Source organism: Variovorax ureilyticus, from assembly GCF_050632185.1.
GTDB lineage: Bacteria > Pseudomonadota > Gammaproteobacteria > Burkholderiales > Burkholderiaceae_C > Variovorax > Variovorax ureilyticus_A.
On record NZ_CP192579.1, the window covers coordinates 4,051,726 to 4,064,047 of the forward strand.

Below are 12,322 nucleotides of genomic sequence, written 5' to 3' on the forward strand. Positions count from 1 at the left end.
CAGGGAAAAAGGCAGATCGGGGGCAATGCTAGCGGCAAGCCGCCGCCACATCGGCCACTTGGACATCACGCCGCAGCGGACGTTCCCGTTGACTTGCCCGATTCGATCAGTCGCCGATCAGGATCACGTGCTGCGCCCTGCCCCGCGTGGCCGCGATCCGGCGCGCGTTCGGCTCGTCGGTGTGCGCCACCCACGCAAGCGCGGCGTCCCGGCTGCGCCCGAACTGCTCGTGGCGCCGCACGAGGCGCTCGCGCCGCAGGTCGTCGTCCACATCGACGTACCAGACCTCGTCGAGCAGCGGCGCGGCCCCGGCCCACGCGCCCTCGTCGAGCAGGAGGTAGTTGCCTTCGGTGATGACCAGTTGCGTCTGCGGCAGGACCGCGATGGCGCCCGCGACGGGTTCCTCGATCTCGCGCCGGAACTCGGGCGCATAGACGATCTCGCTGCCCTGCCGATCACCCTGTTCGCGCAGCCGCTGCAAGAGCGCCACGTAGCCCGCGCTGTCGAAGGTGTCGGGCGCACCCTTGCGGTCGGCCCGGCCGAGCCGCCGGAGTTCGATGTTGGCCGGTGGAAGCCATCCATCGGCACCACCTGCGCGCGGCCGGGCGGCAGTGCGTCCAGAAGCGCCTGGGCCAGCGTCGATTTGCCGGAGCCCGGCGCCCCGACGAGGCCGAGCAGCCTGCGCTGCCCGTCGGCCAGCAGGCGCTCGATGCGCACCAGCGCCGATGTCGGCAGTTCGATCACGGGTAGAGACCGCGCTCCTGACGCGCCATCAGAATCCGGCCGCAAGCGACCGCATAGGTCGCCGTGCGCAGAGAGATCTTGTGCTGGTCGGCCTTGTCCCAGATGCTGTTGAGCGCATTCATCATGATGCGGTCGAGGCGCTCGTTGATCTCGTCCTCGCCCCAGAAGAACGACGAGAAGTCCTGCACCCACTCGAAGTAGCTCACCGTCACGCCGCCGGCGTTGCAGATCACGTCGGGCACGACCAGCACGCCCCGCTCGGCGAGGATGTCGTCCGCTTCCGGCACGGTCGGGCCGTTCGCGCCTTCGAGCACCAGCTTCGCCTTGGTCTGCTTCGCGCGTTCGGCGGTGATCTGGCCTTCGAGCGCGGCGGGGATCAGGATGTCGCAGGCCACGTCCCAGAAGGATTCATTGGAAACGGTGTCGCCGCCCTTGAAGCCGACGATGCCGCCTTCCTTGCGCGCCTGCTCCACGAGCTTGGCCATGTCGAGGCCCCTGTCGTTGATGACGGTGCCGGTGTGGTCCTGCACCGCGACGATCTTCGCGCCCGCCGCGGCGAAGAGTTCGGCGGCCACCGAGCCCACGTTGCCGAAGCCCTGCACCGCGACGCGCGCGCCCTTCAGGTCGAGGCCGAGTCGTCGCGCCGCCTCGCGGCCGGTCACGAACACGCCGCGGCCGGTGGCCTTGACACGGCCAAGCGAACCGCCCAGGTGCAGCGGCTTGCCGGTGACCACGCCGGTCGCCGTGCCGCCGACGTTCATGGAATACGTGTCCATCATCCACGCCATGATCTGCGAGTTGGTGTTCACGTCGGGCGCGGGAATGTCGCTGTGCGGGCCGATGATGATGCCGATCTCGCTCGTGTAGCGGCGGGTGACTTTTTCGAGTTCCTTCAGCGAGAGCTTCTTGGGATCGACGCGGATGCCGCCCTTGGCGCCGCCGTAGGGCAGGTTCACCGCCGCGGTCTTAATGGTCATCCAGGCCGACAGCGCCATGACCTCTTCCAGCGTGACGTCCGGATGGAAGCGAACGCCGCCCTTGCCCGGCCCGCGCGAGAGGTTGTGCTGCACGCGATAGCCCTCGAAGTGGGCGATGGAGCCGTCGTCCATCTCGATCGGCACGTCGACGATCAGCGCGCGCTTCGGGCGCTTGAGCGTCTCGACCCAGCGGGCCAGCTCGCCCAGGTAGGGCACGACGCGGTCGACCTGCGACAGGTACGTGCCCCACGGGCTGTTGGCGGTCGGGTGGACGTAGGAAAGCGAGGATGAACTCATGGCGGTCTCGTGTTGTTGAACGACAGGCGCGACGATAGTCCTCCGCCGCGCGCCGCGCCACGGCTATGCGCGTTGCTTTTCCGGTTATGCGCTTGCGGCAAGCAGGGCCGCATTTCCACCCGCCGCGGTGGTGTTGATGGTGAGCGTCTGCTCCGCGCAGAAGCGAAGCAGGTAGTGCGGCCCGCCCGCCTTCGGGCCCGTGCCGCTGAGTCCCTCGCCGCCGAACGGCTGGACGCCGACCACCGCGCCGATGATGTTGCGGTTGACATAGATATTGCCCACATGCGCCCTGGAGGCCAGCGCCTGCGCGCGGCTGTCGATGCGCGTCTGGATGCCCATCGTCAGCCCGAAGCCGAGACCGTTGACCTCTTCGATCACCGCCTGCGGATCGCCGGACCAGCGCACGATCTGCAGCACCGGGCCGAAGATTTCCGCCTTCACGCTCGCGACGGACGGAACCTCGTAGGCGCGCGGGGCGATCAGGTTGGGAAGCGACTGCGCCGGCTCGCCCGCGCCGACGACGGCCTTCGCTTCGGCATCGAGGCGCCGGAGGTGCCGCTGAATGCCCTCGAAGGCTTCCCGGTCGATGACCGGACCGACGTCGGTCGAGAGCTGCGCCGGGTCGCCCGCCGCCAGTTCCTTCGCCGCGCCCGCGATCATCGCGATCACATCGTCGGCGATGCTCTCGTGGACAAGCAGCAGGCGCAGCGCCGAGCAGCGCTGGCCCGCCGAGCGGAAGGCGCTCTGCACCACCGCATCGACCACCTGTTCGGGCAGGGCCGTCGGGTCCACGAGCATCGCGTTGATGCCGCCGGTCTCGGCGATCAGCGGGACGATCGGGCCGTCCTTGGCGGCCAGCGCACGATGGATGATCTTCGCGACCTGCGTCGATCCGGTGAACACCACGCCGGCCACGCCGGGCGCCGCCACCAGCGCCGCGCCGACGGTTTCGCCGGTGCCGTGCAGCAGTTGCAGCGCCTGCGGCGGCACGCCCGCCGCATGCAGCAGCTTGACCGCCTCCGAGGCGACCGCCGGCGTCTGCTCGGCCGGCTTGGCGAGCACCGTGTTGCCGGTCGCGAGCGCCGCCGCGACCTGGCCCAGGAAGATCGCCAGCGGGAAGTTCCACGGACTGATGCAGACCCACGGGCCGCGTCCGGTCAGGCGCAGCTCGTTGCTTTCGCCGGTCGGTCCGGGCAGCGCGACCGGCCGCATGATGCGCTCGGCCTCGTCCGCGTAGTAGCGCAGGAAATCGACGGCCTCGCGCACTTCGGCGATGGCGTCGGTCCAGCTCTTGAACGCCTCCCTGACCAGCAGCGCGCAGAAGCGCGGCAACGCGGCTTCGAGTGCATCGGCGGCGTGGCGAAGCGCACCGGCACGCTGCGAGACCGGCGTATGAGACCACGACCGGAAGCCGGCCGCGGCGGTAGCGACTGCTTCGGCGGCACGCTTGGGATCGAACGACGGCACCGCCGGCACCGCGGTCGCGGCCAGCGCGTCGAGCAGCGGTGCACGCATCGATTCGACCGCCATGTCGACGCCATGGCTGTTGCGCCGCGCGGGCGGCGGCCCGTAGAGCGCGGGCGGCAATGGCTGCGATGTTTCCTTGTCGAGCCACAGCGGCGATGACAGCAGCTCGCCCATGCCGACCGACTCGTCGCCGAGCTGGTTCACGAACGACGAGTTGGCCCCGTTCTCGAGCAGCCGGCGCACCAGGTACGCGAGCAGGTCCTTGTGCCGGCCCACCGGCGCGTAGACGCGCACCGGCACCCCGGTGCTCTTCATGACTTCGCGGTAGATGCCCTCGCCCATGCCGTGCAGGCGCTGCAGTTCGAAGGGCACACCGCCGGCCCGATCGGCCATCCGCAGGATCGCCGCGATGGTGCCCGCGTTGTGCGTGGCGAACTGCGGATAGATCGCATCGGGCGCGGCCAGCAGCGCGCGTGCGCAGGCCAGATAGCTCACGTCGGTGTGGTGCTTGTGCGTGAAGACCGGGTAGTGCCGCAGGCCGAGCTCCTGCGCGCGCTTGATCTCGGCGTCCCAGTACGCGCCCTTCACCAGCCGGCACATCAGCCGCAGCTTGTACTTGCGCGCGATCGCGGCGATGTGCTCGACGAGTTCGAGCGCGCGCGTCTGGTAGGCCTGCATCGCGACGCCGAAGCCGCGCCATTGCGGGCGCTCGGCCGCCACGCGCGCAGCGAGCGCCTCGAACACGTCGAGCGACAACTCGAGCCGGTCGACCTCCTCGGCGTCGATGGTAAGGTTCAGGTGCGCATCGGCCGCCAGCGCGCACAACTGCCACACGCGCGGCACCAGCTCGCGCATCACGCGTTCGCGCTGGGCATCCTCGTAGCGCGGATGCAGCGCGCTCAGCTTGATGGAGATGCCGTCGTTGTCCTCGGGCCGGTCGGCACGGCCCCCGGCGGCGATCGAACGGATCGCGTGGATGTAGCTGTCGAGATAGCGCTGGGCATCCGCCGCAGTGCGCGCGCCCTCCCCGAGCATGTCGTAGCTGAAGCGCAGGGCGGCATGCTTGCGATGCGCAGCGCGCGCCTCGGCCATCGCCTCGTCGATGGTCTGCCCCAGCACGAACTGGCGGCCCAGCAACTGCACCGCCCGCAGCGTGGCCGCCACCACCGTGCGCGCGCCCAGCCGCGCCATCAGGCCGGGGCCCGGCTCCGCATCGCCCGTGTCTTCCGACAGGTGCGGCAGGAATTTCTTCGACAGCGCGATCGCCGACGACGAAAGCCGCGCGAGCGTGGAATCCGCCGCACCTTCGAAGTTGGCGCGGCCGAGCTGGTCCGCGGTGAGCGCGATCGCGGTCTCGGCGTCGGGCACGCGCAGCAGCGCCTCGGCCAGCCGCATCAGCGCCAGCCCTTCGGCGCTGGAGATCGGGTATTCGCGCAGCAGGCTTTCCATGGCCCAGAACGGCGGCGGCCGGTCGCGCACCGCGCGCACCCAGGGTGTGGCGGCGGGCACGACCGAGTCCCAGTCGAGCGCGCCCTTCAGCGCGGCAAGGCGGTGGGCGACGACGTCGGCTTCGGGGCGGTAGGGCGTGGGCAGGCGCATGGCATGTTCTCGTCGAGATCGAATGGATGCGATCGTCCGCCTTCTGCCGCAGAGTTATTCACCAAAAATGAATTGCCTCGCCGGATAATTCGCCAATCATGAGCGCAGAAATAACAGATCTCGACCGCATCGACATGAAACTCCTGAAGGTTCTTCAGGAGGACGGCCGCATCTCGAACCTCAAGCTCGCGGAAGCCGTGGCGTTGTCGCCGACGGCTGTATTGGCGCGGGTCCAGCGGCTCACGCGCGAGGGCTTCATCCTCGGCTACGAGGCACGCCTCGATCCGCACAAGCTCGGGCGCGGCTTCACCGTGTTCGTCGAAGTGCTGCTGGACCGCACCACGCCCAACGTGTTCGACGAATTCAAGGCCGCGGTGCAGGTGCGCGACGAGATCATGGAATGCCACATGGTCGCGGGCGGCTTCGACTACCTGCTCAAGACCCGCATGGCCGACATGGCGGCCTACCGCGCGTTCGCGGGCACCGTGCTGTGGCAACTGCCGGGCGTGCGCGAGACACGCACTTACGCGGTGATGGAAGAGGTCAAGAGCAGCGCACGGCTGCCGCTGGCGCTCTGAGGCAAGGCGCCACTAGCGCCGCCCGAAGATCGCCGTGCCGACACGCACCATCGTGCTGCCGGCCGCGATCGCGGCTTCGAGATCGGCGGACATGCCCAGCGACAGGGTGTCGACCGCGATGCCATCCGCGCGGATCGCGTCGAACACGCGGGCGGCCGCGAGGAACAGCGCGCGCTGCGATTCGAAATCGGGCGCCGGCTCCGGGATCGCCATGAGCCCGCGCAGCCGCAGGCGTGGCAACGCGGCCACGGCGCGCGCCAGCGCCAGCGCCTCGCCCGGGGGCACCCCCGACTTGTTGGCGCCGGCATCGACGTTGACCTGCAGGCACACCTGCAACGGCGGCAGCTCGGCGGGCCGCTGCTCCGACAGCCGCTCGGCGATCTTCAGCCGGTCGACGCTGTGCACCCAGTCGAAATGGGTCGCCACCACGCGCGTCTTGTTGCTCTGCAGGGGGCCGATGCAATGCCATTCGAGCCCGCCGCGCAGGTCGGCGAGCGCCTCGATCTTGGCGACGCCTTCCTGCACGTAGTTTTCGCCGAAGGCGGTCTGGCCGGCCGCGTGTGCCTCCCGCACCACATCCGCGGCAAATGTCTTCGACACCGCAAGCAAGCGCACGCTCGCGGGATCGCGCCCAACGGCCGCGCACGCCTTCACGATCCGCTCCCGGACATGCTGGAGGTTGTCGCCAATCATCGTCATAATCGTCAAAGCGTATCAAAACGTCACCGAGGAGCTTCGTGGACATCACCCAACTGCTGGCCTTCAGCGTCAAGAACAAGGCGTCCGACTTGCATCTGTCGTCCGGCCTTCCGCCCATGATCCGGGTTCATGGCGACGTGCGCCGCATCAATGTCGACGCCCTCGACCACAAGGCGGTGCATGCCATGGTGTACGACATCATGAGCGACACGCACCGCAAGCACTACGAAGAATTCCTCGAAGTCGACTTCTCCTTCGAAATCGATGGCCTGGCACGCTTCCGCGTGAACGCCTTCAACCAGTCGCGCGGCGCGGCGGCGGTGTTCCGGACCATTCCGTCGAAGATTCTCACGCTCGAACAGCTCAACGCACCCAAGATCTTCGGCGATCTCGCGCTCAAGCCCCGCGGCCTCGTGCTCGTGACCGGCCCGACCGGCTCCGGCAAGTCGACCACGCTGGCGGCGATGATCAACTACCTCAACGAAACCGAATACGGCCACATCCTCACGGTGGAGGACCCGATCGAGTTCGTGCATGAATCCAAGAAGTGCCTGATCAATCAGCGCGAAGTGGGGCCGATGACGCTGTCCTTCGCCAATGCGCTGCGCTCCGCCTTGCGCGAAGACCCGGACGCGATCCTCGTCGGCGAAATGCGCGACCTCGAAACCATCCGCCTCGCGATGACCGCGGCCGAAACCGGCCACCTGGTGTTCGGCACGCTGCACACCTCGTCGGCGGCCAAGACCATCGACCGGATCATCGACGTCTTCCCCGGCGAAGAAAAGGAAATGATCCGCGCGATGCTGTCGGAATCGCTGCAGGCCGTGATCTCGCAAACGCTGTGCAAGACCAAGGACGGCCAGGGCCGCGTCGCCGCGCACGAGATCATGCTCGGCACGCCCGCGATCCGGAACCTCATCCGCGAAGGAAAGGTCGCGCAGATGTATTCGTCGATCCAGACCGGCAGCGGCCAGGGCATGCAGACGCTGGACCAGAACCTCACCGACCTCGTGCGGCGCAATGTCATTTCTTCGGCCGAAGCGCGCGGCAAGGCGAAGATCCCCGAGAATTTCCCTGGATAGATGATGTTCACCCCCAGCCTCGCCCACTTCTTGTGGCTCGGACACCCCCTCTCCGGGGGCGACCCCGGCGGCCCGGCGAAGCCGGTTCCGCGGGGTCCCTGGCGTGAAGCGGCCACGCCGGTTTCGGCCGGCTCGAACTTGTACTAGGAGCTCTCATGGAACGCGATCAGGCCAGCCAGTTCATCAACGACCTGCTGAAGCTCATGGTGAGCCGCAACGGCAGCGACCTGTTCATCACGGCCGACTTCCCGCCCGCGATCAAGGTGGACGGCAAGGTCACCAAGGTGTCGCAGCAGGCGCTCGGCGCGCAGCACACGCTGGCGCTCACGCGCTCGATCATGAACGACCGCCAGACGGCCGAGTTCGAGCGCACCAAGGAGTGCAACTTCGCGATCTCGCCGACCGGCATCGGCCGCTTCCGCGTCAATGCCTTCGTGCAGCAGGGCAAGGTCGGCATGGTGCTGCGGACGATTCCCGCCAAGCTGCCGACCATCGACGGGCTCGGCATGCCGCAGATCCTCAAGGAAGTCTCGATGACCAAGCGCGGGCTGTGCATCCTGGTCGGCGCCACGGGCTCGGGCAAGTCGACCACGCTCGCCGCGATGATCGACTGGCGCAACGAGAACTCCTACGGCCACATCGTCACGGTCGAGGACCCGGTCGAATTCGTGCATCCGCACAAGAACTGCGTGGTCACCCAGCGCGAGGTCGGCATCGACACCGACAGTTGGGAAGCCGCGCTCAAGAACACCCTGCGCCAGGCGCCGGACGTGATCCTGATGGGCGAAATCCGCGACCGCGAAACCATGGAACACGCGGTGGCCTTCGCCGAAACCGGCCACCTGTGCATGGCCACACTGCACGCCAACAGCGCCAACCAGGCGCTGGACCGGATCATCAACTTCTTCCCCGAAGAGCGCCGCGCGCAGTTGCTGATGGACCTGTCGCTCAACCTGCGCTCGCTGGTCTCCCAGCGCCTGATCCCGACGGAAGACGGCCACGGCCGCATCGCCGCGGTCGAGGTGCTGCTGAACACGCCGCTGATCTCCGACATGATCTTCAAGGGCGAGGTCGGCGAGATCAAGGAGATCATGAAGAAGAGCCGCAACCTCGGCATGCAGACCTTCGACCAGGCGCTGTTCGACCTCTTCGAAGGCCACGCGATCTCCTTCGAGGACGCGCTGCGCAACGCCGATTCGGCGAACGACCTGCGGCTGCAGATCAAGCTCAACAGCCAGCGCGCGCGCACGACCGACCTCTCTGCGGGAACCGAGCATTTCGCGATCGTCTGATCGCGCTAAGCTCGGCACATGAGCAGCCTCAATCCCAAAACCTACGACGCCATCCCCCCGCAAAAGGTCGCCTTCCTCGGCCTGGGCGTGATGGGCTATCCCATGGCCGGCCACCTTGCGCTGGCCGGTCACAGCGTGACGGTCTACAACCGGACCGACGCCAAATCCAACGCGTGGATCGACGAGTTCAGGCCGATTGCCAAGGGCACCCTCGCCCACTCGTCCACGCCGCGCGGCGCCGCCTCGAATGCGGACATCGTGTTCTGCTGCGTCGGCAACGACGACGACCTGCGCTCGGTCGTGCTCGGCGAGAACGGCGCGTTCGCGGACATGCCCAAGGGTGCGGTGTTCGTGGACCACACCACCGCATCGGCCAACGTCGCGCGCGAGCTCTCCAAGGCCGCGATCGAACACGGCCTCCAATTCATCGACGCACCGGTCTCCGGCGGACAGGCCGGCGCGCAGAACGGCGTGCTGACCGTGATGTGCGGCGGCGACTCGACCACCTTCGACCGCGTCAAGCCCGTCATCTCGGCGTTCGCGCGGGCCTGCACGTTGCTGGGCGAGAGCGGCGCAGGCCAGCTCGCAAAGATGGTGAACCAGATCGCGATCGCGGGCCTCGTGCAGGGCTTGTCCGAAGCCATTGCCTTCGGCATGCGTGCCGGCCTCGACATGAACGAGGTGCTCGGCGTGATCGGCAAGGGCGCGGCGCAGAGCTGGCAGATGGACAACCGCGGCAAGACGATGATCGCGGGCCAGTTCGACTTCGGCTTCGCGGTCGACTGGATGCGCAAGGACCTCGGACTGGTGCTCGACGAAGCCAAGCGCAACGGCGCGCGCCTGCCGGTGACCGCGCTGGTCGACCAGTTCTATGCCGACGTGCAGCAGTCCGGCGGCAGGCGCTGGGACACGTCGAGCCTGATCACTCGGCTGAAGTAGGCACCCCCATGCCGCTTCGCGGCTCCCCTCTCTCGCCTTCGGCGGGAGGGGCGCACCCGGCGGCCCGGCGAAGCCGGTTCCGCGGGTGCCCTGGGATGGGTGCGGCGGGTTCGGGCGTTGTCGCCGACTGATCAGCGGACCGGGGTTGTTACAACGCCGCTGCTGGCCGGTGCGGCGGCAGGCGCAGCAGACGACGAAGCGGGCAGCGGCTCCATCGGCGGCAGCGGCACGCGCGAGCTGGAAGTCGATGCCGGCGTCGTCGAAGACGATGTGCCCGAAGAAGACGTCGAGCCCGACGACCCGTTCATCGACGAAAGCGGCTGCTGCGCCTTCAGGTTCGCGAGCTCCTGCTCGCTGATGATTTCGACGATGCGCACCACCTTCTGAACGCCCGAGGTGCCGCGCGCCACCTCGGTGGCGCGATCGGTTTCGCGGCGCGTGGCGATGCCCATCAGGTAGACCACGCCGCGCTCGGTCACGACCTTGAACGAGTTCGCGAAGATGTCGTTCTGATCCAGCAGCGAGGCCTTCACCTTGCCGGTGATGAAGGTGTCGTTCGAGCGATCCGGAAAGCTGCTGGCCGGACCCACCACCACCTCGTTGACCACGGAACGCACGTTGTCCACGCGACGGATGGCGTCCTCGACCTTGCGCTTGTCGGCCTCCGAACCCACCGTGCCGGTGAGCAGCACCTGGCGGTTGAAGCTCGTGACTGTCACGTTCATGTCATCGTTGGCGATCTCGCGCACGCGCGAAGCGCCCCGCAACTCGATCGCCTGGTCGTCGAGCTGCGCCGTCGATGTGCGGCGATCGGTCGCCACCATGCCGGCGCCCGCGACCGCGGCGCCTCCGACCACCAGCGGCGCGCAAGCGGACAGGCCTGCCAGCGATACGGCGCCTGCAGCCAATGCGATCGCGATGCGTTGTGCGATGGTGGTCGTCATGGATCGAAGCCTTCCTGTATGAGTGACTGGGTCGTCGATGGTAGCCCAGCGAAATTGACCGCCGGTTACGACGTGTCAAACGCATCGGCGTCCCTACAATTTGCGCACGGCTCGCGTGTTGCCGGCCGCATTGATGGCGCGGTTGTTGCAAGCAACCTCCGCGTCAATTGGGATGCGATCGAGCGAGAAGGACCTCACTTGAATCAACATATTGAGTCGAAGCCAAGCCTGGCCCGCAGACTGGCCTGCGCAGTCGTCCCGCTGGCAGCGCTGGTCCTGGGCGGGTGCACCGCGATGGCGCCGGTCAATCCGCAGATCGACCACGTCGACCTGGACAGCGGCTATCGCGTCGGCAACATGCTCAAGCGCTCGCACGGGGTCAAGAACGATCCCGACACGCTGTTCCTGCTGACCTTTTCCGGCGGCGGCACGCGCGCGGCGGCATTTTCTTACGGCGTGCTGGAAGAACTCCGCCGCACGAACATCAAGGTCGACGGCGAAAACGTGAATCTTCTCGCCGAGGTCGACGCCATCGCGGGCGTTTCGGGCGGCAGCTTCACTGCGCTCGCCTACGCGCTGTACGGCGACAGGCTCTTCACCGAGTACGAGCCCCGCTTCCTCAAGCGCGACGTGCAGGGCGCGCTCACGCGGCGCGCGCTGAATCCGCTCAACTGGTTCGCGCTCGGCAGCGGTTCCTACGGGCGTTCCGAGCTCGCCGCCGACTACTACGACGAGATCCTGTTCAACGGCGCGACCTTCGACGACCTGATGGACAAGCCCACGCCGGTCACCGCCGTCACGGGAACCGATCTCTCGACCGGCGCGCGCTTTCAGTTTTCGCAGGATCACTTCGACCTGCTGTGCTCCGACCTGGGCAAGGTCCGGCTCGCGCGCGCCGCGGCGACCTCGTCCGCGGTGCCGGCGGTGCTCTCGCCGGTCACCTACTACAACTACGGCGGCCATTGCGGCGCCGTGATGCCGCCGTGGGTCAGCGACGTCACCCGGCCCGACAGCCCTGCTCGCCCGGCCGGGCGAGCGCTTCTGCGCTATCGCGACATCCAGAGCTTCCAGGACAGCGGGAACCGGCCGTATCTGCATGTGGTCGACGGCGGCGTTTCCGACAACCTGGGCTTGCGCGGACTGCTCGAGGCGCTCGAAGAAGTGGAAGCCAGCCGCACCTTCCAGGAGCAGGTGGGTTTCAAGAACCTGCGCCGCATCGTGGTCGTCGTGGTCAACTCGCGCTCGTCGCCGGACATCGACTGGGACCGCCGGCCCAACGCGCCGGGCATCGTGTCGCAGCTCTTCCAGTCATCGAGCGTGCCGATCGATCATTTCTCGTCCGAGTCCGTCGAGCTGCTGAAGGACATCGCGCAGCGCTGGGCCGACAAGCGCCGGCTCGAAGTGGCCGAGCGCCGGCTCGCGGGCATGTCGCAGGCGCAGGCCGAAGCCTCGGTGCCCAAGCTGCGCTTCGACGCCATCGACGTGAGCTTCGAGTCCATCGCGGACCCCGACGAGCGGCGCTACTTCATGAACCTGCCGACCACCTTCGTGCTGCCCGACGAGGCCGTCGACCGCCTGCGGGAACTGGGCGGGCGCCTGCTGCGCGAAACGCCGGCGTTCCGCGAGCTGCAAGAGCGCATGACCGAGAGCGCGCCACCCTCGAAGCGGAAGCCGGCTTCGCAGCCGTAGATGGACGTGCGCGCG

General features: G+C 67.8%; 9 protein-coding genes and 1 pseudogene. 5 read left to right on the forward strand and 5 right to left on the reverse strand.

What is annotated here, in order from left to right; genetic code table 11:
- Nucleotides 1-106 precede the first annotated feature (106 nt).
- The 3 genes and pseudogenes from ACQ858_RS20080 to ACQ858_RS20090 all read right to left on the reverse strand — a co-directional run bounded on the left by ACQ858_RS20080 (nt 107) and on the right by ACQ858_RS20090 (nt 5,084).
- Nucleotides 107-744: pseudogene (locus ACQ858_RS20080) on the reverse strand (nucleoside/nucleotide kinase family protein).
- On the reverse strand, nt 741-2,018 hold the full coding sequence (locus tag ACQ858_RS20085; RefSeq protein ID WP_431274315.1) for a Glu/Leu/Phe/Val family dehydrogenase: 1,278 nt from the start codon (nt 2,016-2,018) through the stop codon (nt 741-743). The pseudogene ACQ858_RS20080 and the gene ACQ858_RS20085 overlap by 4 nt, the downstream one beginning before the upstream one ends.
- An 84-nt stretch (nt 2,019-2,102) precedes the next feature.
- Nucleotides 2,103-5,084 carry an L-glutamate gamma-semialdehyde dehydrogenase gene (locus tag ACQ858_RS20090; protein ID WP_431274316.1) on the reverse strand — a complete coding sequence of 994 codons (2,982 nt, stop codon included), beginning with the start codon at nt 5,082-5,084 and terminating at the stop codon, nt 2,103-2,105.
- Nucleotides 5,085-5,182: 98 nt separating this feature from the next.
- Between ACQ858_RS20090 and ACQ858_RS20095 the strand changes: the two genes are divergently transcribed.
- Entirely contained in the window at nt 5,183-5,662 is a 480-nt protein-coding gene (locus ACQ858_RS20095; protein WP_431274317.1) for an Lrp/AsnC ligand binding domain-containing protein, read from the forward strand.
- Nucleotides 5,663-5,674: 12 nt separating this feature from the next.
- Here ACQ858_RS20095 and ACQ858_RS20100 read toward each other — a convergent pair whose 3' ends face one another.
- On the reverse strand, nt 5,675-6,361 hold the full coding sequence (locus ACQ858_RS20100) for a YggS family pyridoxal phosphate-dependent enzyme (RefSeq protein WP_431274318.1): 687 nt from the start codon (nt 6,359-6,361) through the stop codon (nt 5,675-5,677).
- A gap of 38 nt (nt 6,362-6,399) precedes the next feature.
- Between ACQ858_RS20100 and ACQ858_RS20105 the strand changes: the two genes are divergently transcribed.
- The 3 genes from ACQ858_RS20105 to ACQ858_RS20115 all read left to right on the forward strand — a co-directional run bounded on the left by ACQ858_RS20105 (nt 6,400) and on the right by ACQ858_RS20115 (nt 9,674).
- Nucleotides 6,400-7,443, forward strand: a complete 1,044-nt coding sequence (locus ACQ858_RS20105; RefSeq protein ID WP_093162313.1) for a type IV pilus twitching motility protein PilT — start codon at nt 6,400-6,402, stop codon at nt 7,441-7,443.
- 155 nt (nt 7,444-7,598) lie between these two features.
- Nucleotides 7,599-8,735: a PilT/PilU family type 4a pilus ATPase gene (locus ACQ858_RS20110; protein ID WP_431274319.1), complete on the forward strand. Its 1,137-nt coding sequence runs from the start codon at nt 7,599-7,601 to the stop codon at nt 8,733-8,735.
- 18 nt (nt 8,736-8,753) lie between these two features.
- A complete protein-coding gene (locus ACQ858_RS20115) occupies nt 8,754-9,674 on the forward strand; it encodes an NAD(P)-dependent oxidoreductase (RefSeq protein WP_431274320.1) in 921 nt (306 codons plus the stop codon).
- Nucleotides 9,675-9,805: 131 nt separating this feature from the next.
- On the opposite strand, the gene ACQ858_RS20120 is transcribed toward ACQ858_RS20115, so the two are convergent.
- Nucleotides 9,806-10,618, reverse strand: a complete 813-nt coding sequence (locus tag ACQ858_RS20120) for a BON domain-containing protein (protein WP_431274321.1) — start codon at nt 10,616-10,618, stop codon at nt 9,806-9,808.
- Between the two features lie 198 nt (nt 10,619-10,816).
- Between ACQ858_RS20120 and ACQ858_RS20125 the strand changes: the two genes are divergently transcribed.
- On the forward strand, nt 10,817-12,307 hold the full coding sequence (locus ACQ858_RS20125; protein WP_431274322.1) for a patatin-like phospholipase family protein: 1,491 nt from the start codon (nt 10,817-10,819) through the stop codon (nt 12,305-12,307).
- Nucleotides 12,308-12,322: the final 15 nt, after the last annotated feature.

Bases quoted from the DNA above. Each gene is read 5' to 3' on its own strand.
- ACQ858_RS20085 (WP_431274315.1), bottom strand. From the start codon at position 2,018: ATGAGTTCATCCTCGCTTTCCTACGTCCACCCGACCGCCAACAGCCCG.
- ACQ858_RS20090 (WP_431274316.1), bottom strand. From the start codon at position 5,084: ATGCGCCTGCCCACGCCCTACCGCCCCGAAGCCGACGTCGTCGCCCAC.
- ACQ858_RS20095 (WP_431274317.1), top strand. From the start codon at position 5,183: ATGAGCGCAGAAATAACAGATCTCGACCGCATCGACATGAAACTCCTG.
- ACQ858_RS20100 (WP_431274318.1), bottom strand. From the start codon at position 6,361: ATGACGATGATTGGCGACAACCTCCAGCATGTCCGGGAGCGGATCGTG.
- ACQ858_RS20110 (WP_431274319.1), top strand. From the start codon at position 7,599: ATGGAACGCGATCAGGCCAGCCAGTTCATCAACGACCTGCTGAAGCTC.
- ACQ858_RS20115 (WP_431274320.1), top strand. From the start codon at position 8,754: ATGAGCAGCCTCAATCCCAAAACCTACGACGCCATCCCCCCGCAAAAG.
- ACQ858_RS20120 (WP_431274321.1), bottom strand. From the start codon at position 10,618: ATGACGACCACCATCGCACAACGCATCGCGATCGCATTGGCTGCAGGC.